This is a genomic window from Meinhardsimonia xiamenensis, from assembly GCF_900102905.1.
GTDB classification, from domain to species: domain Bacteria; phylum Pseudomonadota; class Alphaproteobacteria; order Rhodobacterales; family Rhodobacteraceae; genus Meinhardsimonia; species Meinhardsimonia xiamenensis.
In genome coordinates this window covers 251,696-272,877 of record NZ_FNFV01000002.1, presented here as the reverse complement: position 1 = coordinate 272,877, position 21,182 = coordinate 251,696, and the positions used below count along the sequence as shown (strand labels likewise).

Genomic DNA, 21,182 nt, shown 5'->3' with positions numbered 1-21,182 from the left:
GCCGTGACCACCGTCCTGATCGACTACGAGTCGGGCAATCTCCACTCCGCCGAGAAGGCCTTGAGCCGCATGGCTGCCGAGGTGGAGGCGGGTGCTGTGAAGGTCACTTCGCGGGCAGAGGATGTGGCGCGCGCGAGCCGCATCGTGCTGCCGGGCGACGGGGCGTTTCCGGCCTGCCGGGAGGCGCTTTTCGCCATCGACGGCATGGCCGAGGCGCTGGAGGAGGCGGTGATCGGGCGCGGCGTGCCGTTTCTGGGCATCTGCGTGGGCATGCAGATGCTGGCGACGCGCGGGCTTGAGTATCGCCCCACGCCGGGGCTTGGCTGGATTCCGGGCGAGGTGGTGAAGATCGCGCCCGCCGATCCCGCGCTGAAGGTACCGCACATGGGCTGGAACGACCTGGTCATCGACACGGCGCACCCGGTGCTTGAGGGCATAGAGACGGGCGATCACGCCTATTTCGTGCATTCCTACCATTTCGTGGTGGAGAATGCGGCGCACAGGCTTGCGCATTGCGACTATGGCGGCGAGATCACCGCCATCGTCGGGCGCGACAACATCATCGGCACGCAGTTCCACCCCGAGAAGAGCCAGAAGCCGGGGCTGCGGCTGATTGCCAATTTCCTGCGCTGGCGTCCCTGAGCGGCGCTACTTCACGCGTGTCCAGGTCTGCGAGGAGCACAGGAGACCTCCGGCCACGCAGCCGCGCAGCTTGAGCCTGTCGGGGCCCTGCAGGTCCATCTTGCCGATGTAGATCTTGTTGTTGGAGGGGCGCCAGACCTTGCCGCGGTAGCTGCCGTTGCCCTTGGGTTCCATGTTGATGACCAGAACCTTGCCCTTGTTGGGCGAATCATACTCGCCCGAGGCGTTGAAGGTGCGTTCGATCACGCCGCAGATGTATTGCCCGCAGGGCGCCATGCGAACGTAGGCATAGGCGCCATCGTCGGCCTCGGTCTTCCACAGCCCCTCCACCGGATCGGCAGCGGCGGCCGGCAGGGCAAGGCCGAGCAGCATGGCGAAGGCGAGCACAAGTCTCTTCATGTTGGTATCCTCCCGTCTCCCTGAGGTGGATGCTGCCGGTTTGGCGGGCGCGGCTCAAGGCTGACGTGGCGTCTGCGAATTGCATCGCGGCGCGCGGGGTGCCAAAGAGCGGCCGAAATCCGAGTGTCGGGAGTGCGCGATGATCCTCTACCCTGCGATTGATCTCAAGGACGGCCAGTGCGTGCGGCTTCTGCGCGGCGAGATGGAGGCGGCGACGGTGTTTGGCGACGATCCCGCCGCGCAGGCCCGCGCCTTTTCCGAGGCCGGCTGCGAATGGCTGCACGTGGTCGATCTCAACGGCGCCTTCGCCGGCCACCCCGTCAATGCCGCGGCGGTGGAGGCGATTCTGGCGGCGGTGTCGATCCCGGTGCAGCTCGGCGGGGGCATCCGTGACATGGCCACCATCGAGGGCTGGCTCGAGCGAGGGCTTGCGCGGGTCATCCTCGGCACGGTGGCGGTCGAGAATCCTGCGCTCGTGCGCGAGGCGGCGCGCGCCTTTCCGGGCCGCGTGGCAGTGGGGATCGACGCGCGCCAGGGGCGTGTGGCCACGCGCGGCTGGGCCGAGGAGACGGAGGTGATGGCCAGCGATCTTGCCCGCTCCTTCGAGGATGCCGGGGTGGCGGCCATCATCTACACCGACATCGAGCGCGACGGCGCCATGGCAGGTCCGAATGTGGCGGCCACGGCGGCGCTGGCGCGGGCGGTGTCGATCCCGGTGATCGCCTCGGGCGGGGTCTCCTCGCTGGCCGACCTCATCGCGCTGAGGGACACCGGCGTGATCACGGGCGCGATCGTGGGGCGGGCGCTTTACGACGGGGCCATCGACCTTGCAGAGGCGTTGGCCGCACTCGGAGAGTAACGCTTTTCAGGCCGGTGCAATCGCGCTATCTCGCGGGCCATGCTCAAGACGCGCATCATCCCTTGCCTTGACGTCGCCGATGGGCGGGTCGTCAAGGGCGTCAATTTCGTCGATCTCGTTGATGCCGGCGACCCGGTGGAATCGGCCCGCGCCTATGACGCGGCGGGGGCCGATGAGCTGTGCTTTCTCGACATCCATGCCACGCATGAGAACCGGCGCACGATGTATGATCTGGCCACGCGCACGGCCGAGCAGTGCTTCATGCCGCTGACCATCGGCGGCGGCGTGCGCACGGTGGAGGATGTGCGCAACCTTCTGCTTGCCGGGGCCGACAAGGTGTCATTCAACTCCGCTGCCGTGGCCGACCCCGAGGTGGTGGCCCGTGCGGCCGACCGTTTCGGCTCGCAGTGCATCGTGGTGGCGATCGATGCCAAGACCGTGGCGCCGGGGCGGTGGGAGATCTTCACCCATGGCGGGCGCCGGCCCACCGGCATCGACGCGGTGGAATTCGCCCGGCTTGTGGCCGAGAAGGGGGCGGGCGAAATCCTGCTGACCTCCATGGACCGCGACGGCACGCGCGCGGGCTTCAACATCCCCCTCACCCGGGCGGTGGCTGATGCCGTGCCGATACCGGTCATCGCCTCGGGGGGCGTCGGCACGCTCGATCATCTGGTGGAAGGCGTGGTGGAGGGGCACGCGAGCGCGGTGCTCGCAGCGTCGATCTTCCATTTCGGCCATTACACCATCGCCGAGGCCAAGGCGCATATGGCCGCGGCCGGCATCCCCGTCCGGCTCACCTGAACGCCGCTCAGAACCCCGAGCAGTCACCCTTCGCCTCAGCGAAGGGCACGGCCACGGGCCTCAGCCGCCCCTTGAAGATCGCGATCGGGTCATAGGGCGGCTCCTTGATGAGGTCCGGGTTGGTCTGGCGCAGCACATAGCAGCCGGCAAAGACCGCGCGCGAGCCGTCCCGCCGAACCGCGGCGATCACCGTGGGCACCAGCCAGTAGGTGGTGCCGGCCGCGCCTTCCGAGACCACCTCGCCGGTGCGCACATCGACCCACAGCGTATCGGCATAGCCGGCCACAAAACGGTGGAAGTCGGGGCGCACATCGTCGTCGAAATAGCTCCAGGCGCGGGGGTAGTGGTGCATCGAGACGGCATTGTAGAGCGATTGGATCACCGCCTCCGGCGTGGAGCGGTCGTCAAGATAGCGCAATGGCTCGAGCGCAAGCCCGGCACCGGGCAGCAGAGCCAGCAGAGCTGCAAGGGCCTTCCACATCTTCGCCTCCCTTGGCTGAGGCCGATTTTCGCGCATCTTCGGAGCGAGGCAAGGGATTGACACCGCCGCGACGCGGCGGGATGTGGGGCGCATGGCACAGATCGAGACATTGCAGCGCCTGGCTGATACCATCGCCGCCCGCCGCGGGGCCGATCCCGAAAGCTCCTGGACCGCCCGGCTTCTGGCCCAGGGGCCCGAGAAATGCGCCGGGAAGTTCGGCGAGGAGGCGGTGGAGGCGATCATCGAGGCGGTCAAGGGCGACCGCGCGCGGCTCGCGGCGGAGGCGGCGGATGTTCTTTATCACCTGCTCGTCATGCTGGCCGCGCGCGAGGTGACGTTTGATGAGGTGCTCGCCGAGCTCGCCCGCCGCGAAGGCACCTCCGGCATCGCCGAGAAGGCCGCGCGCAAGGTCTGAGGGCGCAGCGAGGGCGCCTTCAGAGAAACTTCTGCATCAGGTGCAGGTCGAACCAGAGGCCGAACTTGAAGCCCACCTCGCGCAGCACCGCCACTTCCACGTAGCCGAGACGCGCATGAAAGGCGCGTCCGGCAGGATTGCCCGAGGAAACCCCGGCGAAGATGCAATGCGCGCCGCGGGCGGTGGCGTGGGCCTCGACATGCGCCATCAGGCTCCGCCCCACCCCGCGCCCGCGCGCCTCAGGCGCGAGGATCACCGTGTGCTCCATGCTGTGCGCATAGCCCACCCCGGCGCGGAACTGGAAATAGGTGGCAAAGCCCGCGATCGCGCCTCCGGCTCCTTCGGCCACGAAGAAACCCAGCCCCTCGGCCTGCCGCGCGGCGATGAGCGCGGCGATCTCTTCGGGGTTCTTCTCGACGCTGTTGAAGGTGATCGCCGTCTCCCGGATCACCGGATTCCAGATCGCGGCGATGGCGGGGGCATCCTCCGCCCTGGCGTCGCGGATCATGGCCCGAGCAGCCTTGGCCCGTGCGGCGTGGCGATCACCGCGCGCATCTGCGGGAGTGCGCCGTATCTGACGAGAAGGCGCGCATCCTCCACCAGAGGCGCCAGCGCGGCCTCGAGCGCTTCGGCCGCAGGGTGAAAAAGCTCCAGCCGCTCAAGCGTGCAGCCCGAGGGCGGGAGCTGCTCGGCGGGGTGGTCGCCCTCCTCCCACTCGATCAGCGCCGGGAACAGCCCGTCGAACGGCGTCACCCCGATTTCGGGCACCGTCAGCCGCCAGGCGAGGTCGCCGCGCGAAAGCTCCATCGGCGCGCCGATGCCCTCGGGCGCGGCGGCAAGCGCGGCGTCGAGGTCGTCACAGCGCAGCACCCAGGCCACGGGGCGCGGCGCCCCCTCGAAGCTGTCGAGCGCGAACCAGCGAGGGCGGCCGGGCGGGATCGCCTGCGGATCGATGGCGATGACCTCGAGGTATTCCCCCTCGCCCAGCGACAGGAGGCGATTGTGCGTGCCCATGGCCGGGTGCTGGCCGCCGGGTGCAAGCGGCACGCCGAGCGTGGCGGAGACGGCCTCGGCCCCGGCATCGAGATCCTCGGCCGCGATCACCAGATGGTCGATGGTGCAGGGCATCCCCACCCCCTCATTGTGCAAGACGCGCAAGCCATCCCGCCCCTGCCCAGAGCATGGCCACCAGCGTGGGAAAATAGCTCGCGGCAAAGCCGAAGGCGCGCAGTCCGGGCGAAAGATGACACCCCGCCCAGGCAGCGATGCGGGCAAGCGCAAGCCCCAGCCCGAGCGCGACCACAACTCCGGGGCCGTCGCCCACGAGGAGATAGGCCAGCGGCGGCCAGAGCGCGAGCGCCATCACCGTGAGGGCCACCGTCTCGGCCAGCACATGGGCGTCGATGGCCCGCCGGCTGCCCGGAGCGGGGGGCTGCGAAGGATGGACGTCATCGGCAAAGCGCCCCGCTGCCAGCCAGCCGAGCATGGCGGCGAGGATGAGCCCCGGCGCGAGAAAGGCAAAGGCGAGCGTGGCCAGAAGCGAATAGACCGGCAGGTTGAGAAGCGCCACGCCCGCCCAGACCTCGGCGATTGCCAGCACGATGCCCGCCCCGGCGCCAAGGGCGCGCGCGGCGCGGCCGGCGCCTTCTGCCCCGCTCCTGCCTGCCATGTCCCTACTCCGCCGCCTGCCCCATCCGCGCCTCGCGGATGAGCTTGAGGATTTCCGATGCCGCCTGCGGAATGTTGGTGCCCGGCCCGAAGATCGCCTTCACCCCCTTCGACTTGAGAAACTCGTAGTCCTGCGGGGGGATCACGCCGCCGCAGATCACGATGATGTCCTCGGCGCCCTTTGCGCGCAGCGCCTCGATGAGCTTCGGCGCGAGCGTCTTGTGCCCGGCCGCCTGGCTCGAGATGCCGACCACATGCACGTCGTTGTCGATGGCGTCCTGCGCCGCCTCCTCGGGGGTCTGGAAGAGCGGGCCCACATCGACATCGAAGCCGATGTCGGCAAAGGCGGTGGCGATCACCTTGGCGCCGCGGTCGTGGCCGTCCTGCCCGAGCTTGACCACCAGCATGCGCGGGCGGCGGCCCTCTTCTTCGGCGAATTTCTCCACCTCGCGCTGGATCGCGGCGAACCCCTCGTCGCCCTCATAGGCCGCGCCATAGACGCCCGAAAGCGTCTTCACCTCGGCCCGGTGCCGGCCGAAGACCTTCTCCATCGCCATCGAAATCTCTCCCACCGTGGCGCGCGCCCGCGCCGCCTCCACCGCCGCTTCCAGAAGATTGCCGCCCTCGCGCGCGCGCCGCTCGAGCTCTGCCAGCGCCGCATCGACCGCGGCCTGATCGCGCGTGGCCTTGAGCCGCTCGAGCCGGGCGATCTGCGCCTCGCGCACCTTGGTGTTGTCGATCTCGCGGATCTCGACGGGCGGCTCCTCCTCGGGGCGGTAGCGGTTGACGCCCACGATCACCTCCTCGCCGCGATCGATGCGGGCTTGCCGCCGCGCCGCGGCCTCCTCGATCCTGAGCTTCGGCATGCCCGACTCCACGGCCTTCGTCATGCCGCCCATCGCATCCACTTCCTCGATGAGCTTCCAGGCGGCATCCGCCAGCTCGGCGGTGAGCTTCTCGACATAGTAGGAGCCCGCGAGCGGGTCGATCTGATGCGTGATCCCCGTCTCGTGCTGAAGGATGAGCTGGGTGTTGCGGGCGATGCGCGCGGAGAAGTCGGTGGGCAGGGCGATCGCCTCGTCAAAGGAGTTGGTGTGCAGCGACTGGGTGCCGCCAAGCACCGCCGAAAGCGCCTCGTAGGCGGTGCGCACGATGTTGTTGTAGGGGTCCTGCTCCTGCAGGCTCACGCCCGAGGTCTGGCAGTGGGTGCGCAGCATCAGGCTTTGCGGCTTCTTCGCGCCGAACTCCGACATGATCCGGTGCCACAGGAGCCGGGCGGCACGGAGCTTGGCGATCTCCATGAAGAAGTTCATGCCGATGGCGAAGAAGAAGGACAGGCGCGGCGCGAAGCTGTCAACGTCGAGCCCGCGCGCCATGGCCGCCTTCACATATTCCTTGCCGTTGGCGAGCGTGTAGGCCAGCTCCTGCACCAGCGTCGCGCCGGCCTCCTGCATGTGGTAGCCGGAAATCGAGATGGAGTTGAAGCGCGGCATCTCGCGGGCGGTGTATTCGATGATGTCGGCGACGATCCGCATCGAGGGTTCGGGCGGGTAGATGTAGGTGTTGCGGACCATGAACTCCTTGAGGATGTCGTTCTGGATGGTCCCCGAAAGATCCTTGCGCGCCACGCCCTGCTCTTCGCCGGTGACGATGAAATTGGCCATGATCGGGATCACCGCGCCGTTCATCGTCATCGACACCGACACCTCGCCGAGCGGGATGCCATCGAAGAGAATCTTCATGTCCTCCACCGAGTCGATGGCGACACCGGCCTTGCCAACGTCGCCCTCGACGCGCGGATGATCGCTGTCATAGCCGCGGTGGGTGGCGAGATCGAAGGCCACCGAAATGCCCTGCTGACCGGCGGCGAGGGCCTTGCGGTAGAAGGCGTTCGATTCCTCGGCGGTGGAGAAGCCGGCATACTGGCGGATGGTCCAGGGCCGGCCAGCATACATCGTCGCCCGCGGCCCGCGCACATAGGGCGGCAGTCCCGGCATGGAGCCCAGATGCTCAAGCCCCGCGATGTCTTCCTCGGTGTGGAGGGGGGCCACGTCGATGCCCTCGGGGGTGTGCCAGGTGAGGCTCTCGAGCGGCCTGCCCCTGAGTTCCTTCTCGGCCAGTTCCTTCCACTTCTCGCGATCGCTCGTGCCCATCGCCCTTTCTCCTCTTGCGCCGGAAGGCCACGCCTCATTCGCAGCCGCCGCGGCTTTCAACCTTTCGCCATCCTCTCCCGCGCGCCTATATTGCCCCGGCAGGAGGCCCGATGACGCGAATCCTTTCCCTCGTTCTTGCCGGCGCGCTTGCGCTCGCCGCCCCCGCCGCGGCCGAGAACGGCATTGCCGAGACGCCCGAAGAGGAACCCGCACCGCAGGCCGAGCCACGCGGCCTTGTTCCGCTCGATGCCGCGAACCATACGCTTGACGAGTTCCTGTGGGTGGCGCGCCCGCTCGTCGTCTTTGCAGATACGCCGGCCGATCCGCGCTTCCAGCGCCAGCTCGAGCTTCTGGCAGAACGCCCCGAGCCGCTGATCGAGCGCGACGTGGTGGTGATCGTCGACACCGACCCGGCCGCCCGCTCCGAGATCCGCCTTGCCCTGCGCCCGCGCGGCTTCTCCTGGGTGCTGGTGGACAAGGACGGAACGGTGATCCTGCGCAAGCCCCTGCCCTGGCATGTGCGCGAGATCACTCGCGCCATCGACAAGACGCCGCTCAGACAGCAGGAGATCGAGGAGGAGCGGCGGCGACTGCTGGAAGCGCAGGACGGGTAAGGCGCCGCCCGCATCGCGCAAGGCGCCGGCGAGAGCCGCGCCCGAGGCAGGCCGGGCGGGCGCATGCGTTTTCTCATCGGCTCACCGGCGCGTCGCACGTCCCCTCTTCCCTCACTCGAACTCCATGATCACCTCGTCCACGCCAAGGCTGTCGCCGGGTGCGGCGTGGATCTTCGCCACCACTCCGCGCCGCTCGGCGCGCAGGATGTTCTCCATCTTCATCGCCTCCACGGTGCAGAGCGGCTGGCCCTCCTCGACCTGCTGGCCGACCTCCACATCGATCTTCACCACCAGCCCCGGCATCGGGCAGAGCAGCATCTTCGAGGTGTCCGGCGGCGCCTTCTCGGGCATCAGCGCGGCCAGCTCGGCCGCGCGGGGGGTGCGCACGAAAACCTTCAGCTCGGCCCCGCGCGTGCGGATGCGAAAGCCCCCGCCCCTGATCTCGTTCACCTTGAGCACCAGGGGCTCGCCATTGACCTCGAGCACCGCCAGCGTCCGCCCCGGCGTCCAGTCGCTCTCGACCCGGTAGTCGCCGTCATCCTCGAAACGCACCGTCGATCCCTGACGGTCGGCCTTGATCTTCACCGGCCAGCGATGGCCGTCGATTTCCACAACCCAATCCTCGCCGACATGGCGCTCGTGATTGTCCATGCGCCCGGAGATGCGCGCGCGGCGAATCTCCGCCACCCGGTGCATCGCCGCCGCCGCGGCCGCGACACGCCGCAGCGCCTCCTCCGAAAGCTGAACCCCCTGAAAGCCCTCGGGGTATTCCTCGGCGATGAAGGCGGTGGTGATGTCGCCCTTCACGAAGCGCGGATGATCCATCACCGCCGACAGGAAGGGGATGTTGTGGCCGATCCCCTCGACCTCGAAGGCGTCGAGCGCCACGCGCATGGCCTCGATCGCGCCCGCGCGGTCCGGCGCCCAGGTGCAGAGCTTGGCGATCATCGGGTCGTAGTAGATCGAGATCTCGCCACCCTCGTAGACGCCGGTGTCATTGCGCACGGCCGTCTCGCCGCGCGGGGCGGCCTCGTCGAGCCACTTGCCCGCGTCCGCCATCGGCCCGGCGGCAACCTCGGCCGGCGGGCGGTAGCGGGTGAGCCGGCCCGTGGAGGGCAGGAAGTTGCGATAGGGATCCTCGGCGTAAAGCCGCGACTCGATCGCCCAGCCGGTGAGCGTGATGTCCTCCTGGCTGAAGGGCAGCTTCTCGCCTGCCGCGACGCGGATCATCTGTTCCACAAGGTCGATGCCGGTGATGAGCTCGGTGACGGGGTGCTCCACCTGCAGGCGCGTGTTCATCTCGAGGAAGTAGAAGTTCCGCTCCCCGTCGACGATGAACTCCACCGTTCCGGCCGAGCGGTAGCCCACGGCGCGGGCAAGCGCGCAGGCCTGCTCGCCCATCGCCCGCCGCGTTGCCTCGTCGAGAAACGGCGAGGGCGCCTCCTCGATGACCTTCTGGTTGCGCCGCTGGATGGAGCATTCGCGCTCGCCCAGATAGACGACATTGCCGTGCCCGTCTGCGAGCACCTGAATCTCGATGTGCCGGGGCTGGGTGACGAACTTCTCGATGAAGATGCGATCGTCGCCGAAGCTCGCGGCGGCCTCGTTCTTCGAGCTCTGGAAGCCCTCGCGCGCCTCCTCGTCGTTCCAGGCAATCCGCATCCCCTTGCCGCCGCCGCCGGCGCTGGCCTTGATCATCACCGGATAGCCGATCTCGCGGGAAATCTTCACAGCCTCCTCGGCATCGGCGATGAGCCCCATGTAGCCGGGCACGGTGTTGACCCCCGCCTCGGCGGCGATCTTCTTCGAGGTGATCTTGTCGCCCATCGCCTCGATGGCCTCGCGCGGCGGACCGATGAAGACCACGCCCGCCTCCTCGAGCGCGGCGGCAAAGCGCGGGTTTTCCGACAGAAAGCCATAACCGGGATGCACCGCCTGCGCACCGGTCTCGCGGATCGCGGCCATCACGCGGGAGATGTCGATGTAGGACTGCGCCGCCGGCGGCGGGCCGATATGCACCGCCTCGTCAGCCATCTTCACATGCAGGGCATGGCGGTCGGCATCGGAGTAGATGGCGACGGTCTTGATGCCCATGCGGCGGGCGGTCTTGATGACGCGGCAGGCGATCTCGCCGCGGTTGGCGATCAGGATCTTGTCGAACACGGGCGCTGTCCTCGTATCGGAAAGAGGGGCAAGGGAGCGGAGCGCGCGGCGGAGTCACGCGCAAGGAACGGGGCCGGCCGCCTCATGGCCGGTCCTCCCCGTCGAAGAGCTGGGGGAAGCTGCGCCGGGCGGCGTCGAGATCGACGCGCAGCATGGCGTCGTAGCTTTCGGGGTCGAAAGAATCTTCGGCGGGCACCACCTCGCGGCCGAAGAGCCACGACAGTCGGCCGGCATCGAGGTTGCCGCGCGGGAAGGGTTCGGCGCCGAAATGCGCGATCAGCGCGGCCAGAAACGCCTCGTCCGCGGTGCGGTCGGCCGGCCGGCGGTCGGCGTAACGCTCACGCGCGACGAGCCGCGTGGCCCCGCGCGGGTTGGCGCGTCGGATGGTGAACTGGAAATCGGTGCCGGGAAGGCGGCCGGGAAAGCCGCGATGCTTGATCATGCCGCACCCCCCGGCAGGAAACGGGCGCGGCGGTGGGTCGGGGCAGGCGCGGCGGCCTGCCCCGGCGTGATCTTACTTGTATTTGCCCGTTTGGACGGGCTCGACGGTGATCGGCTCGGGCACGACCACTTCCTCCTGCTGCGCACAGGCAGCAACGAAGCCGACGAGGCCGAGAGCGAGAACCAGTTTGACGGCTTTCGACATGTTTGTCTCCTATTCAAATCCTGGCGGTTTCCCGCGTTCTGATGGGCGCGGTTCCCCCCATACAAGGTACAGGTCCCTGTCCGGTAACCCGCGCCGACAATACGGCATCGTTCGGCGAATGAAAATTCCGTGCAGACATGATGCCGCAGTTGTGGCGCGATTGCATCATTTCCGCGCATGCCCGGACGCTGCGCCAGCGGCTTCAGGCCCATCATCAAAAGCCCTCCCACACGCATCGGCCGCCCTGCACCGAGAAAGCCTCGAAATATCGGGTCGCCTCCGGCGCCGGCTGGCCGAATTCGACCTCCCGATCGGCGAGTTCGATGACGATCTGTCCGACCGCCTCGCCTTGCGGAAGCCAGGGCAACGCGAATCGGTTGCACAGATGCTCCATGTCCTGCGCGGCGGTGTCGAGATTCACCGTGCCACCAACGCGGGAAATGGCTGGCGCCACGAAGCGGAACCGCCAGGTGATTCCCGCCGTGAGTCCCGCCGCGGCGCCGGCATCCCTCCGCGCCTCGATGAAGCGCACCTCCTGCCCCGAAGGCACCTCGACGCGCGCGCCCGCCTCCTGCGCCGCCGCAGGCAGGGCAAGGGCGAGACCGGCGACGAGCGCCGCGCGATGTGCGGCCGCCGGCGCCATCAGGCCGGCGCCCCCGCCGCGCGGGCGCCGAAGCGGGCTGGGGCGGTGGTCCCGATCAGCTCCATGTCGTCGCGGTGGCGGTCATCGGCGCGGGTGATGACGAAATCGGGCGTGGTCTCCATGGGTCGGGTTCCTTGTCGCGGCTGGCGCCGCGTGCCTTCGGCGAGGGTATTTGAACCAGGATGATGCAACCGGTCAGAGCGGGATGTTGTCGTGCTTCTTCCAGGGGTTTGTCAGCTTCTTCTCACGAAGCGAGGCGAAGGCGCGGCAGACGCGACGGCGGGTCGAGTGGGGCATGATGACATCGTCAATGAAACCGCGCTCGGCCGCGACGAAGGGGTTGGCGAAACGCTCCTCGTATTCCTTCGTGCGCGCGGCGATCTTCTCGGGGTCTCCAAGCTCGGAGCGGTAGAGGATCTCGACGGCGCCCTTGGCGCCCATCACCGCGATCTCGGCCGTGGGCCAGGCGTAGTTGATGTCGCCGCGCAGGTGTTTCGACGACATCACGTCATAGGCGCCGCCATAGGCCTTGCGGGTGATGACCGTGACCTTGGGCACCGTCGCCTCGCCATAGGCGAAGAGGAGCTTGGCGCCATGCTTGATGACGCCGCCGTATTCCTGCGCCGTGCCAGGCAGGAAGCCGGGGACATCGACGAAGGTCAGGATCGGGATCTCGAAGGCATCGCAAAAGCGCACGAAGCGCGCGGCCTTTCGACTTGAATCGATGTCGAGCACGCCCGCGAGCACCATGGGCTGATTGGCCACCACCCCCACCGTGCGCCCCTCGAGGCGGATGAAGCCGGTGATGATGTTCTTGGCGAACTCCTCCTGGATCTCGAAGAAATCGCCCTCATCGGCGACCTTCAGGATCAGCTCCTTCATGTCGTAGGGCTGGTTGGGATTGTCGGGAATGAGCGTGTCAAGCGAGGGCTCGACGCGCTCGGGGTCGTCGAAGAAGGGTCGGACCGGGGGTTTTTCGCGGTTCGACTTCGGCAGGAAATCGACGAGGCGGCGAACTTCCATCAGCGCCTCGACGTCGTTTTCGAACGCCCCGTCGGCCACCGAGGACTTGCGCGTGTGGGTGGTGGCGCCGCCGAGCTCCTCGGCGGTGACGACTTCGTTGGTGACGGTCTTCACCACATCGGGGCCGGTGACGAACATGTAGGAGGTGTCCTTCACCATGAAGATGAAGTCCGTCATGGCCGGGGAGTAGACCGCGCCACCCGCACACGGCCCCATGATGACCGAGATCTGCGGCACCACCCCCGAGGCCATGATGTTGCGCTGGAACACCTCGGCATAGCCCGCCAGCGAGGCGACGCCCTCCTGGATGCGCGCGCCGCCCGAGTCATTGAGCCCGATCACCGGCGCGCCATTCTGCACCGCCATGTCCATGATCTTGCAGATCTTCTGGGCGTGGGTTTCGCTGAGCGAGCCGCCGAACACGGTGAAATCCTGGGAGAAGACATAGACCAGTCGGCCGTTGATCGTGCCCCAGCCGGTGACCACCCCGTCGCCCGCGGGCCGCTGCGCCGCCATGCCGAAATCGGTGCAGCGGTGGGTCACGAACATGTCGAACTCCTCGAAGGAGCCCTCGTCGAGCAGAATTTCAAGCCGCTCGCGTGCGGTCAGCTTGCCCTTGGCGTGCTGAGCGGCGATGCGGGCCTCGCCCCCGCCCAGACGGGCGGAGGCGAGGCGGCGTTCCAGTTCCTGCAGGATGTCGTTCACCGGTGTCCTCCTTGCGCGGTGGCGACGAAACTAGAAGCAAGGACGCACGCGGAAAAGAAAAAACCGGTAAATTTGCAAACATGACCACCAAGCGCTCTCGAAAATTGCAAAGATGAAAACAACACGAAACGCACCATCGGTTGTGCGCTGATGCAGATGGACATCGCACCAAGTTCGTCATAGCGATTGACAATGCCAATCGGAATCGCCGACCGGCGCGACGAGCGGCGCAAGTCTTCCGTGCGCTTTCTCGACCGCGCGTCACCGCCACATGTGATCACGCTCGTCCTGCTGGCCGGAGTTTCGGCCATGTCGATGAACGTGTTTCTTCCGTCTCTGCCAAGGATGGCCGCCCATTTCGGCACCGACTACGCGCTGATGCAGCTTTCGGTGGCAATCTACCTCGGCATGAACGCGCTGCTGCAGGTCTTCGTCGGCCCCATTGCCGATCTCTATGGCAGGCGGCCCGTGATCATCGGCGGCCTCGTCCTGTTTCTGCTGGCCACGCTGGGCTGCATCTACGCCCCGAATGTCGAGATCTTCCTCGCCTTCCGCATGGCGCAGGCGGCGGTCGTGACCGGCATGGTGCTCAGTCGCGCCATTGTGCGCGACATGTTCCCCCCCGATCAGGCTGCCTCGATGATCGGCTATGTGACCATGGGAATGTCCGTGGTGCCGATGCTCGCACCCGCTCTCGGAGGCTGGCTCGACGAGCTCTTCGGCTGGCAGGCCAACTTCTGGGCCCTTCTGGCCATCGGCGTGATCCTTTTCCTGCTGGTCTGGTTCGACCTCGGGGAAACCGGACAGCGGGGCAGCATCTCGCTGCTGGCGCAGTTCCGGCAGTATCCCGAGCTGCTCACCTCGCGCCGGTTCTGGGGTTACTGCCTGGCCTCGGCATTCTCCTCCGGCGCCTTCTTCGCCTATCTCGGCGGCGCGCCCTATGTCGGCGACCGTGTCTTCGGACTTGACCCGGCCGTGCTTGGCGCCTTCTTCGGCGCCCCGGCCGTGGGCTATTTCCTCGGCAATTACCTCTCGGGGCGGTACTCGGTCCGTTTCGGGATCAATCGCATGATTCTGGCCGGAACACTGCTGTGCAGCGGCGGCATGCTGGCCTCGCTTGCGCTTTTCGAACTCGGCCTCGGCAACCCTTACGTCTTCTTCGGCTTCATGACCTTCGTCGGCCTCGGCAACGGCCTGACCATTCCCAACGCCACTTCCGGCATGCTCTCGGTGCGCCCGCATCTGGCCGGCACCGCAAGCGGGCTTGGCGGCGCCATGATGATCGGCGGCGGCGCGGCGCTCTCGGCGTTGGCGGGCGCGGTTCTCGGCGACGGCCGGGGCGCCGAGCCGCTCATCGTCATCATGCTTGCCACCGCGCTCGCGGGCGTGGCGGCAATGCTCTTCACCATCCGGCGGGAGCGCCAATTGAGCGGCGACTAGCCCCCCTCTCTTGCCGCGCGCAATTTGCAAAGCTAGAAATCGGCTTGCGGAAATTGCAAAGGTGAGCGGCCATGGGCGCGCGCAAGCTCTATGCCGGAGCAAAGCTCAGGGAGCTCAGGACGCGCCTGGGGCTGACCCAGAGGAGCTTCGCCGAGAAGCTCGGCATCTCGCTGCCATATCTCAACCAGATGGAGAACAACCACCGCCCCGTGTCGGCCGCAGTGGTGCTGGCGCTTGCGCATGAGTTCGGTTTTGACGTCACCGAGCTTTCCACCGGCGAGGCCGAGCGGCTCGTCTCGGACATGCGGGAGGCGCTGGCCGATCCGGTCTTCGGCGAAGAGGCTCCCGCTCTTGCCGATCTGAGGCTCGTTGCGTCGAACGCGCCCGCGCTCGCGCGCGCCTTTCTGGGGCTGCATCGCGCTTACGTGCAGGCGCAGGAGCGGCTTGCGTCGCTTGATGAAGCACTCGGACAGGACGGTGCGGGACTGCGCCTGTCGCCTTGGGAGGAGGTGCGCGACTTCTTTCATTATTGCGACAATTACATCGACGCCGTTGATCGGGCCGCGGAGCGTTTCGCCGGCGCAGGAGACGCGCAGTCCGCCGCGCTGGCGCAGCTTGAAAAGCTTGGGATTACCCTTCGGATCGAAGACTCTGACACGCTGCGCTCATACGATGCCGAAACCCGTGTTCTGCGCATTTCCGGGAGGGTGGCGACATCGACGAGACTGTTCCAGCTTCTGCACCAGATTGCACTTCTCACGCAGGAACCGCTGATCGAGGCCACGCTCGATCTCGCCCGTTTCTCCAGCGATGCGGCGCGGGCGATCGCCAAGACCGGGCTTGCCAACTATTTCGCCGGCGCTGCGCTGCTTCCCTATGAGCGGTTTCTGAATGCCGCGCGGGAGACGCGCCATGATCTCGAGCGCCTCGCCGGACTCTTCGGCGCCTCGATCGAGCAGGTCGCCCACCGCCTCTCGACGCTGCAGCGGCCCGGAGCCAAGGGCGTGCCCTTCTTCTTCGTGCGGGTCGATCAGGCCGGCACGATAACCAAGCGCCATTCCGCCACGCGCCTGCAGTTCGCCCGCTACGGCGGCGCCTGCCCGCTATGGAACGTTCACCAGGCCTTCGAGACGCCCGGCCGCTTCCTGCGCCAGCTGGCGGAGACGCCCGACGGCGTGCGCTACCTTTGCCTTGCGCGGGCGGTCACGAAACCGGGCGGCAGCTTTCGCGCCCCGGTGCAGCGCTATGCCATCGGGCTTGGCTGCGAGATCCGGCACGCCGGCGCGCTTGTCTATGCCGACGACATGGATCTTTCGCGCCGCGCCGCCTTCGAGCCCATCGGCATCTCGTGCCGCATCTGCGAGCGACCCGACTGCCACCAGCGCTCGGTTCCACCTCTGGAACGGCGGCTCACCATTGACCCGAACTGCCGTGCCCTGTTGCCCTACCGGGTGCAGTAGGCGGGGCGTCAGCCCGCCGCCGCCCCGGCCGCCTTTTTCTTCAGGTAGGCGTAGATCTCGTCCTTCAGGGCCACCCGCTTGCGGCGCAGCTCCTCGGCCTTGGGTTCAAGCTCCGGATCCGGGCTGACCTCGAGCGCATGAATCTCCCGGTTCAGGGCCTCGAACCGCTCCGCCAGGTGAGCAAAGTGGGTGTCGCTCTGCTTCAGCTCGGCAATGAGCGCGGCGTGCTCGGGAAACTCGTCTTCCAGAAGGTGGGGTCGGTGGGACATGGGTATCGATCTCCTTCGTTCCGCTGTCTTGCCCGTCGGGCTTGCGCATCCATCTGTGTGATGGGAACGGGCAGGTCAACCCCGCCTACCTCAGCGCCCTCCGCCAGCCCGCCGCCCGGGCCGCGGCCTCGGAGCAGAACCATCTCTCGCCCCTCGCCGGATCAACGCGCACCCGCTCGTAGTCGCGCTGGCCGGGCATGTGATAGATCCGTCCGGCGCGCGAGACGTTGCCCTTGATCGCGCAGGAAGGATCGGGCGCAGACTGGACCGGCGACGCGGCGCGGGCGCGGAACTCCGCGGGCGAGTCCACCTCCCCCGACCAGACACCGCGCCTGGCAAACAGGGCTTCCTTCTCCGCATCGACATAGTCGAGGGAGTAGCGCCGATACGCCATCGCCGCGCCGGCGCGCACCAGCACCTCAGCGATATCCTCTCCCTCCACGGCGCAGCGGGCAACCGTGCGCGCGTAGCGATCCGTGCCCAGCTTCTCGCATGTCACCTCCCGGCCGCGCAGACGGGCGGCGAGCCAGTCCCGCGCCCAGCGGCCGCAGGCCCAGCCGCGCCCGTCATCGCGCGTGCAGCTCTGCCCCAGCTCGGGCGCATCGATGCCGAACAGCCTGACCTTCCTGCCCCGAACCTCCAGCGTGTCCCCGTCGATCACCACCGCGGCGCCGGAAAACCGTTCGTCGGCCGCGGCACCGGCACCACACAGGGCCAGGAGCGCCACGGCGAGAACATGCTGCGAACGAAATCTTAACATGGCGTCAAGATGCGCGCGCAGCGGTGCGGGGCACAAGCCCCTCGCTGACGAAAGGTTAACGGCTCAACGCTGTGATTCCCGCCAGCGCGGATTGATCCAGGGCTCGCGCTCCTCGCGCGGCAACGGGCTGCGCCCGAGAATGTGGTCGGAGGCCTTCTCGCCGACCATGATCGAGGGCGCGTTGATGTTGCCGTTGGTCACCTGCGGGAAAATCGACGAATCGGCCACCCGCAACCCGTCGACGCCGATCACCCGGCATTCGGGATCAACCACCGCCATCGGGTCGTCGCGCCGCCCCATGCGCGCGGTGCCGCAGGGGTGATAGGCGCTCTCGGCATGCTCGCGGATCACCGCGTCGAGCTCGTCGTCGCTCTGCGCGTCGGGGCCGGGGAGAAGCTCGCGGTCGGCGTAGGGCGCAAAGGCGGGCTGGGCAAAGATCTCGCGGGTAAAGCGGATGGCGGCTCGGAAATCGCGCCAGTCCTTCTCGTGGCTCATGTAGTTGAAGCGGATGATCGGGGCTTCGGCCGGATCAGCAGAGCGCAGCGTCACCGCCCCGCGGCTCGGCGAGCGCATCGGCCCGGTGTGCACCTGAAAGCCGTGCCCGTCTGCCGCCGCCTTGCCGTCATAGCGCACGGCGATGGGCAGGAAGTGAAACTGGATGTCAGGATACTCCACCCCCGCCGCCGAGCGGATGAAGCCGCAGCTCTCGAACTGGTTGGAGGCGCCGAGCCCGCGGCGGAAAAAGAGCCACTGCGCCCCGATCAGCGCCTTGCCGAACAGGTTCCAGTACTTGTAGAGGCTCACGGGCTGCTTGGCCGCCATCTGCACGTAGAGCTCGAGGTGATCCTGCAGGTTCTGCCCCACGCCGGGGCGATCGGCGATCACCTCGATGCCGTGTTCGGCCAGATGCGCGGCGGGCCCGATGCCCGACAGCATCAGGAGCTTCGGCGAATTGATCGAGGAGGCGGCGAGAATCACCTCGCGGCGCGCGCGGATCACCTCGATGCGCCCGCCGCGCGCCACCTCGACGCCGCGCGCCCGGCCCTCCTCGATCACGACGCGGCGGGCCAGCGCGCGCACGAGATCGCAGTTCGGCCGCTTCAGCGCGGGCTTCAGATAGGCGTTCGCCGCAGACCAGCGCCGCCCCTTCCAGATCGTCGCCTCGAAGGGGCCGAAGCCCTCCTGCTGGCGGCCGTTGTAATCCTCGGTGCGCGGATAGCCCGCCTGCACCCCGGCCTCGATGAAGGCCCGCACGAGGGGGTTCTTCATCGGCCCGCGGGTGACGTGCAACGGCCCGTTCAGCCCCCGCCATGACGGATCGCCCCCATGCCCGCCGTCATGCCAGCACTCCATGCGCTTGAAATAGGGCAGCACGTCGGCAAAGGCCCAGCCGTCGGCGCCCATCTCGGCCCATGTGTCGAAGTCGCGGGCGTGGCCGCGCACATAGACCATCCCGTTGATCGAGGAGGAGCCCCCGATCACCTTGCCGCGCGGGCAGGCAAGCCGCCGGCCGCCCAGATGCGGCTCGGGCTCGGTGACGAAGCCCCAGTCATAGCGGCGCATGTTCATCGGGTAGGAAAGCGCGGCCGGCATCTGGATGAACGGCCCCGCGTCCGAGCCGCCATGCTCGATGACCAGCACCGAGGCTCCCGCCTCGGAAAGGCGATAGGCCATGGCGCAACCGGCGCTGCCGGCGCCGACAATGACGAAATCCGCTTCCATCATGCCTCCGGATGTCTGAGCGGCGCGTAGTCAACCATGACATGCGCGCGATAGGCCGGCCGCCCGGTGAGCCGCGCATAATAGGCCTCAAGCCCCGGCGCGGGCGGGCGGTCGATGTCGAGGGTGAACCAGCGGTAGAGCGCATGGCCGCAGACGATATCGGCAAGGGTGAAGGCCTCGCCCATCACCCATGGCCCTTCGCCGATCTGCGCCTCGAGAATGCCCGCGAGCCGGATGAATTCGTCGATGGCGCGCCCAACCGCCACGGCATCGCGTTCGCGCGCAGGCTTGCGCACGAGCGGCCAGAAGATCGGGTGAATGAAGGCCGCGGCGAAGGTGACCTTGCCCCATTCCGCCCACTGATCCACCGGCGCGCGCGCCACCGGATCGGCGGGCCAGAAGGCGCCGCCGTCGCCATAGCGAGCGGCGAGGTAGCGCAGGATGGCACAGCTCTCCCAGAGCACCAGCTCGCCGTCGCGCAAGACCGGCACCCGCCCGTTGGGGTTCATGGCCAGAAACTCGGGCGTATCGACCCCGCCGTAAACATGGCCGTAGTCGAGCCGCTCCACCTCAAGCCCGAGCTCGGCCGCCCCCCACATCACGGCCTGCACATTCGACGAGGTCGCGCGCCCATAGACCGTCAGCATCGCCCTTTCCTCCGGTGAGTCGTCGCCGGGTCAAGGATCGCCGCAGGCGACCGCCGCAGGCGGCCGCAGGTCCTTGACGCGGCGGCGACTCGCCACATCACACTGGAACGCGCGCCTTCAGGGGCGCGAAGCCCCCTGAAGCGCTTCTCGGCAGAGTCCCCGCACGCCTCGGGCGGGCACGGCGGGGCGCCTGCCGGGCGCGCGTTAAACTCAATAAGGCGCATCCAGCCCTCCCATCCCGACATAGACCGTCTTGAGCTGCGAATAGTGCTCGATGGCGGCAAGCCCGTTCTCCCGCCCCACGCCCGAGAGCTTGTTGCCGCCGAAGGGCACCTCGACGGGTGTGAGGTTGTAGCTGTTGATCCAGGTGCTGCCGGCCTGAAACGCCGCCACCATGCGATGGGCGCGGGCCAGATCGCGGGTGAAGACGCCGGCCGCGAGGCCATAGGGCGTGGCATTGGCGCGCGCGATGACTTCTTCCTCGTCGTCGAAGTCGAGCACCGCCATGACGGGGCCGAAGATCTCTTCCCGCGCGATGGTCATCTCGTCGGTGACCTCGGCAAAGACGGTAGGCTCGATGAAGAAGCCGGGCCGGTTGGCGCGCCGCCCGCCGGTGACGAGCCGCGCGCCCTCCTCCACCCCCTTGCGGATGTAGCCCTCGACGATCGCGAGCTGCTCGGCGCTGACGAGGGGGCCGAAATTCACCGCCTCATCCAGCGGATCGCCCATCACCACGCCCTTGAGCCGCTCGGTAAGCCGCTCAAGGAAGGCGTCGCGAATGGGGCGCTGAACGAACACCCGCGTGCCGTTCGAGCAGACCTGCCCCGAGGCATAGAAGTTGCCGAGGATCGCGCCGCCCACCGCCGCCTCGAGATCGGCATCGGAGAAGATCACGAGCGGCGACTTGCCGCCAAGTTCCATGGTCACATGGCGCATGCCTTCGGCCGCGGCGGCATAGACGCGCCTGCCGGTCTCGACCGAGCCCGTGAGCGAGACCTTGGCCACCCGCGGGTCGGTGACGAGCGCGGCCCCCACCTCGCCCGCGCCCTGGACGACGTTGAACACGCCCGGCGGCGCGCCCGCCTCCATGAAGATCTCGGCCACTTTCAGCGCCGAGAGCGGCGTAAGTTCGGACGGCTTGAAGACCATGGTGTTGCCGCAGGCAAGCGCGGGCGCCGCCTTCCAGCAGGCGACCTGCGTGGGATAGTTCCACGCCCCGAGCCCCACGCACACGCCCAGCGGCTCGCGGATCGTGTAGGCGAAATCGCCGCCGGGCAGGCGCACATGCTCGCCGCGCAGCGCCCCCGCGATGCCGCCGAAGAATTCCAGTGCATCGGCCGCCGAGGTGGCGTCGGCCACCAGCGTCTCCTGCAGGGGCTTGCCGGTGTCGATGGTCTCGATCTCGGAGAGCGCGCGGTTGCGCTCGCGCATGATTTCTGCCGCCCGGCGCAGGATGCGCCCACGCTCGGTGCCCGAGAGCGCAGCCCATGCCGGTTGCGCCGCGGCCGCGGCCGAAAGCGCCGCTTCCACCACCTCGGGCGTGGCGGCGTGAACGCGCGCGACCTCTTCTCCGGTGGCAGGGTAGATGACGGGCATCGGCGTGCCGGCCGCATCCTCCATCGGCTGGCCGTTCACGAAATGGCTGGCGGCGGGCTGGACATCGGGGCGCATT

24 protein-coding genes are annotated in these 21,182 nt (G+C 67.9%); 7 read left to right on the top strand and 17 right to left on the bottom strand.

Going from position 1 to position 21,182, the window contains the following annotated elements:
• Window positions 1-3 precede the first annotated feature (3 nt).
• On the top strand, window positions 4-642 hold the full coding sequence (gene hisH / locus BLQ14_RS05220; protein ID WP_092498959.1) for an imidazole glycerol phosphate synthase subunit HisH: 639 nt from the start codon (window positions 4-6) through the stop codon (window positions 640-642).
• A gap of 6 nt (window positions 643-648) precedes the next feature.
• Here hisH and BLQ14_RS05215 read toward each other — a convergent pair whose 3' ends face one another.
• On the bottom strand, window positions 649-1,041 hold the full coding sequence (locus tag BLQ14_RS05215) for a DUF2147 domain-containing protein (protein ID WP_092498958.1): 393 nt from the start codon (window positions 1,039-1,041) through the stop codon (window positions 649-651).
• 139 nt (window positions 1,042-1,180) lie between these two features.
• On the opposite strand from BLQ14_RS05215, the gene hisA reads away from it, so the two are divergent.
• Window positions 1,181-1,900, top strand: a complete 720-nt coding sequence (gene hisA / locus BLQ14_RS05210) for a 1-(5-phosphoribosyl)-5-[(5-phosphoribosylamino)methylideneamino]imidazole-4-carboxamide isomerase (RefSeq protein ID WP_092498956.1) — start codon at window positions 1,181-1,183, stop codon at window positions 1,898-1,900.
• Window positions 1,901-1,939: 39 nt separating this feature from the next.
• Window positions 1,940-2,701: an imidazole glycerol phosphate synthase subunit HisF gene (gene hisF / locus BLQ14_RS05205; RefSeq protein WP_092498954.1), complete on the top strand. Its 762-nt coding sequence runs from the start codon at window positions 1,940-1,942 to the stop codon at window positions 2,699-2,701.
• A 7-nt stretch (window positions 2,702-2,708) separates the two neighbouring features.
• Here hisF and BLQ14_RS05200 read toward each other — a convergent pair whose 3' ends face one another.
• A complete protein-coding gene (locus tag BLQ14_RS05200; protein ID WP_092498952.1) occupies window positions 2,709-3,182 on the bottom strand; it encodes a hypothetical protein in 474 nt (157 codons plus the stop codon).
• A gap of 100 nt (window positions 3,183-3,282) precedes the next feature.
• On the opposite strand from BLQ14_RS05200, the gene BLQ14_RS05195 reads away from it, so the two are divergent.
• A complete protein-coding gene (locus BLQ14_RS05195) occupies window positions 3,283-3,597 on the top strand; it encodes a phosphoribosyl-ATP diphosphatase (protein ID WP_092499454.1) in 315 nt (104 codons plus the stop codon).
• A gap of 19 nt (window positions 3,598-3,616) precedes the next feature.
• Here the strand turns inward: BLQ14_RS05195 and BLQ14_RS05190 are convergent, their stop codons facing one another.
• From BLQ14_RS05190 to scpA, 4 genes are read right to left on the bottom strand one after another with little or no spacing between them, the layout of a single operon-like run.
• On the bottom strand, window positions 3,617-4,105 hold the full coding sequence (locus BLQ14_RS05190; protein WP_092498950.1) for a GNAT family N-acetyltransferase: 489 nt from the start codon (window positions 4,103-4,105) through the stop codon (window positions 3,617-3,619).
• The gene (locus BLQ14_RS05185) at window positions 4,102-4,725 is read right to left on the bottom strand and encodes a VOC family protein (RefSeq protein ID WP_092498948.1); all 624 of its coding nucleotides are present in this window, start codon (window positions 4,723-4,725) and stop codon (window positions 4,102-4,104) included. Before BLQ14_RS05185 ends, BLQ14_RS05190 begins: the two co-directional genes overlap by 4 nt.
• Before the next feature lie 10 nt (window positions 4,726-4,735).
• A complete protein-coding gene (locus BLQ14_RS05180) occupies window positions 4,736-5,266 on the bottom strand; it encodes a hypothetical protein (protein WP_092498946.1) in 531 nt (176 codons plus the stop codon).
• 4 nt (window positions 5,267-5,270) lie between these two features.
• Window positions 5,271-7,418 carry a methylmalonyl-CoA mutase gene (scpA, locus tag BLQ14_RS05175; protein ID WP_092498944.1) on the bottom strand — a complete coding sequence of 716 codons (2,148 nt, stop codon included), beginning with the start codon at window positions 7,416-7,418 and terminating at the stop codon, window positions 5,271-5,273.
• A gap of 110 nt (window positions 7,419-7,528) precedes the next feature.
• On the opposite strand from scpA, the gene BLQ14_RS05170 reads away from it, so the two are divergent.
• Window positions 7,529-8,032, top strand: a complete 504-nt coding sequence (locus tag BLQ14_RS05170; RefSeq protein ID WP_092498942.1) for a DUF4174 domain-containing protein — start codon at window positions 7,529-7,531, stop codon at window positions 8,030-8,032.
• A 111-nt stretch (window positions 8,033-8,143) separates the two neighbouring features.
• Here the strand turns inward: BLQ14_RS05170 and BLQ14_RS05165 are convergent, their stop codons facing one another.
• From BLQ14_RS05165 to BLQ14_RS05150, 6 genes are all read right to left on the bottom strand, one after another.
• The gene (locus BLQ14_RS05165) at window positions 8,144-10,195 is read right to left on the bottom strand and encodes an acetyl-CoA carboxylase biotin carboxylase subunit (RefSeq protein ID WP_092498940.1); all 2,052 of its coding nucleotides are present in this window, start codon (window positions 10,193-10,195) and stop codon (window positions 8,144-8,146) included.
• Between the two features lie 82 nt (window positions 10,196-10,277).
• Complete coding sequence (locus BLQ14_RS05160) at window positions 10,278-10,637, bottom strand: hypothetical protein (protein WP_092498938.1); 360 nt, start codon at window positions 10,635-10,637, stop codon at window positions 10,278-10,280.
• 72 nt (window positions 10,638-10,709) lie between these two features.
• Window positions 10,710-10,841, bottom strand: coding sequence for a hypothetical protein (locus tag BLQ14_RS15610; protein ID WP_281220838.1), 132 nt, complete (start codon window positions 10,839-10,841; stop codon window positions 10,710-10,712).
• Between the two features lie 214 nt (window positions 10,842-11,055).
• Window positions 11,056-11,484: a DUF6497 family protein gene (locus tag BLQ14_RS05155; RefSeq protein ID WP_092498936.1), complete on the bottom strand. Its 429-nt coding sequence runs from the start codon at window positions 11,482-11,484 to the stop codon at window positions 11,056-11,058.
• Window positions 11,484-11,606, bottom strand: a complete 123-nt coding sequence (locus BLQ14_RS15605; protein WP_281220837.1) for a hypothetical protein — start codon at window positions 11,604-11,606, stop codon at window positions 11,484-11,486. The genes BLQ14_RS05155 and BLQ14_RS15605 overlap by 1 nt, the downstream gene beginning before the upstream one ends.
• A 73-nt stretch (window positions 11,607-11,679) precedes the next feature.
• Window positions 11,680-13,212, bottom strand: a complete 1,533-nt coding sequence (locus BLQ14_RS05150; protein WP_092498934.1) for an acyl-CoA carboxylase subunit beta — start codon at window positions 13,210-13,212, stop codon at window positions 11,680-11,682.
• 192 nt (window positions 13,213-13,404) lie between these two features.
• Here BLQ14_RS05150 and BLQ14_RS05145 point away from each other — a divergent pair, with 192 nt between their 5' ends.
• Together BLQ14_RS05145 and BLQ14_RS05140 are read left to right on the top strand one after the other, a co-directional pair.
• Entirely contained in the window at window positions 13,405-14,652 is a 1,248-nt protein-coding gene (locus BLQ14_RS05145) for a multidrug effflux MFS transporter (RefSeq protein WP_092498932.1), read from the top strand.
• Window positions 14,653-14,723: 71 nt separating this feature from the next.
• Window positions 14,724-16,112 (top strand): helix-turn-helix domain-containing protein, encoded by a 1,389-nt coding sequence (locus tag BLQ14_RS05140; protein WP_092498930.1) that lies wholly within the window; start codon window positions 14,724-14,726, stop codon window positions 16,110-16,112.
• Between the two features lie 8 nt (window positions 16,113-16,120).
• Here the strand turns inward: BLQ14_RS05140 and BLQ14_RS05135 are convergent, their stop codons facing one another.
• The 5 genes from BLQ14_RS05135 to betB form a co-directional block, all read right to left on the bottom strand.
• Window positions 16,121-16,381, bottom strand: coding sequence for an HP1242/YdcH family protein (locus BLQ14_RS05135; RefSeq protein WP_092498928.1), 261 nt, complete (start codon window positions 16,379-16,381; stop codon window positions 16,121-16,123).
• Between the two features lie 85 nt (window positions 16,382-16,466).
• On the bottom strand, window positions 16,467-17,141 hold the full coding sequence (locus BLQ14_RS05130) for a thermonuclease family protein (RefSeq protein WP_092499452.1): 675 nt from the start codon (window positions 17,139-17,141) through the stop codon (window positions 16,467-16,469).
• Window positions 17,142-17,204: 63 nt separating this feature from the next.
• Window positions 17,205-18,863, bottom strand: coding sequence for a choline dehydrogenase (betA, locus tag BLQ14_RS05125; protein WP_092498926.1), 1,659 nt, complete (start codon window positions 18,861-18,863; stop codon window positions 17,205-17,207).
• Window positions 18,863-19,510 (bottom strand): glutathione S-transferase family protein, encoded by a 648-nt coding sequence (locus BLQ14_RS05120; protein WP_092498924.1) that lies wholly within the window; start codon window positions 19,508-19,510, stop codon window positions 18,863-18,865. Before BLQ14_RS05120 ends, betA begins: the two co-directional genes overlap by 1 nt.
• Window positions 19,511-19,720: 210 nt before the next feature.
• The gene (gene betB / locus BLQ14_RS05115) at window positions 19,721-21,181 is read right to left on the bottom strand and encodes a betaine-aldehyde dehydrogenase (protein WP_092498922.1); all 1,461 of its coding nucleotides are present in this window, start codon (window positions 21,179-21,181) and stop codon (window positions 19,721-19,723) included.
• Window position 21,182: the final 1 nt, after the last annotated feature.

Bases quoted from the DNA above. Each gene is read 5' to 3' on its own strand.
- BLQ14_RS05120 (WP_092498924.1), bottom strand. From the start codon at position 19,510: ATGCTGACGGTCTATGGGCGCGCGACCTCGTCGAATGTGCAGGCCGTG.
- BLQ14_RS05180 (WP_092498946.1), bottom strand. From the start codon at position 5,266: ATGGCAGGCAGGAGCGGGGCAGAAGGCGCCGGCCGCGCCGCGCGCGCC.
- BLQ14_RS05185 (WP_092498948.1), bottom strand. From the start codon at position 4,725: ATGCCCTGCACCATCGACCATCTGGTGATCGCGGCCGAGGATCTCGAT.
- BLQ14_RS05155 (WP_092498936.1), bottom strand. From the start codon at position 11,484: ATGGCGCCGGCGGCCGCACATCGCGCGGCGCTCGTCGCCGGTCTCGCC.
- BLQ14_RS05200 (WP_092498952.1), bottom strand. From the start codon at position 3,182: ATGTGGAAGGCCCTTGCAGCTCTGCTGGCTCTGCTGCCCGGTGCCGGG.
- hisA (WP_092498956.1), top strand. From the start codon at position 1,181: ATGATCCTCTACCCTGCGATTGATCTCAAGGACGGCCAGTGCGTGCGG.
- betB (WP_092498922.1), bottom strand. From the start codon at position 21,181: ATGCGCCCCGATGTCCAGCCCGCCGCCAGCCATTTCGTGAACGGCCAG.
- BLQ14_RS05145 (WP_092498932.1), top strand. From the start codon at position 13,405: ATGCCAATCGGAATCGCCGACCGGCGCGACGAGCGGCGCAAGTCTTCC.
- BLQ14_RS15610 (WP_281220838.1), bottom strand. From the start codon at position 10,841: ATGTCGAAAGCCGTCAAACTGGTTCTCGCTCTCGGCCTCGTCGGCTTC.
- BLQ14_RS05130 (WP_092499452.1), bottom strand. From the start codon at position 17,141: ATGTTAAGATTTCGTTCGCAGCATGTTCTCGCCGTGGCGCTCCTGGCC.
- hisF (WP_092498954.1), top strand. From the start codon at position 1,940: ATGCTCAAGACGCGCATCATCCCTTGCCTTGACGTCGCCGATGGGCGG.
- BLQ14_RS05170 (WP_092498942.1), top strand. From the start codon at position 7,529: ATGACGCGAATCCTTTCCCTCGTTCTTGCCGGCGCGCTTGCGCTCGCC.
- BLQ14_RS05160 (WP_092498938.1), bottom strand. From the start codon at position 10,637: ATGATCAAGCATCGCGGCTTTCCCGGCCGCCTTCCCGGCACCGATTTC.
- scpA (WP_092498944.1), bottom strand. From the start codon at position 7,418: ATGGGCACGAGCGATCGCGAGAAGTGGAAGGAACTGGCCGAGAAGGAA.
- BLQ14_RS05190 (WP_092498950.1), bottom strand. From the start codon at position 4,105: ATGATCCGCGACGCCAGGGCGGAGGATGCCCCCGCCATCGCCGCGATC.
- BLQ14_RS15605 (WP_281220837.1), bottom strand. From the start codon at position 11,606: ATGGAGACCACGCCCGATTTCGTCATCACCCGCGCCGATGACCGCCAC.
- betA (WP_092498926.1), bottom strand. From the start codon at position 18,863: ATGGAAGCGGATTTCGTCATTGTCGGCGCCGGCAGCGCCGGTTGCGCC.
- BLQ14_RS05135 (WP_092498928.1), bottom strand. From the start codon at position 16,381: ATGTCCCACCGACCCCACCTTCTGGAAGACGAGTTTCCCGAGCACGCC.
- BLQ14_RS05215 (WP_092498958.1), bottom strand. From the start codon at position 1,041: ATGAAGAGACTTGTGCTCGCCTTCGCCATGCTGCTCGGCCTTGCCCTG.
- BLQ14_RS05140 (WP_092498930.1), top strand. From the start codon at position 14,724: ATGGGCGCGCGCAAGCTCTATGCCGGAGCAAAGCTCAGGGAGCTCAGG.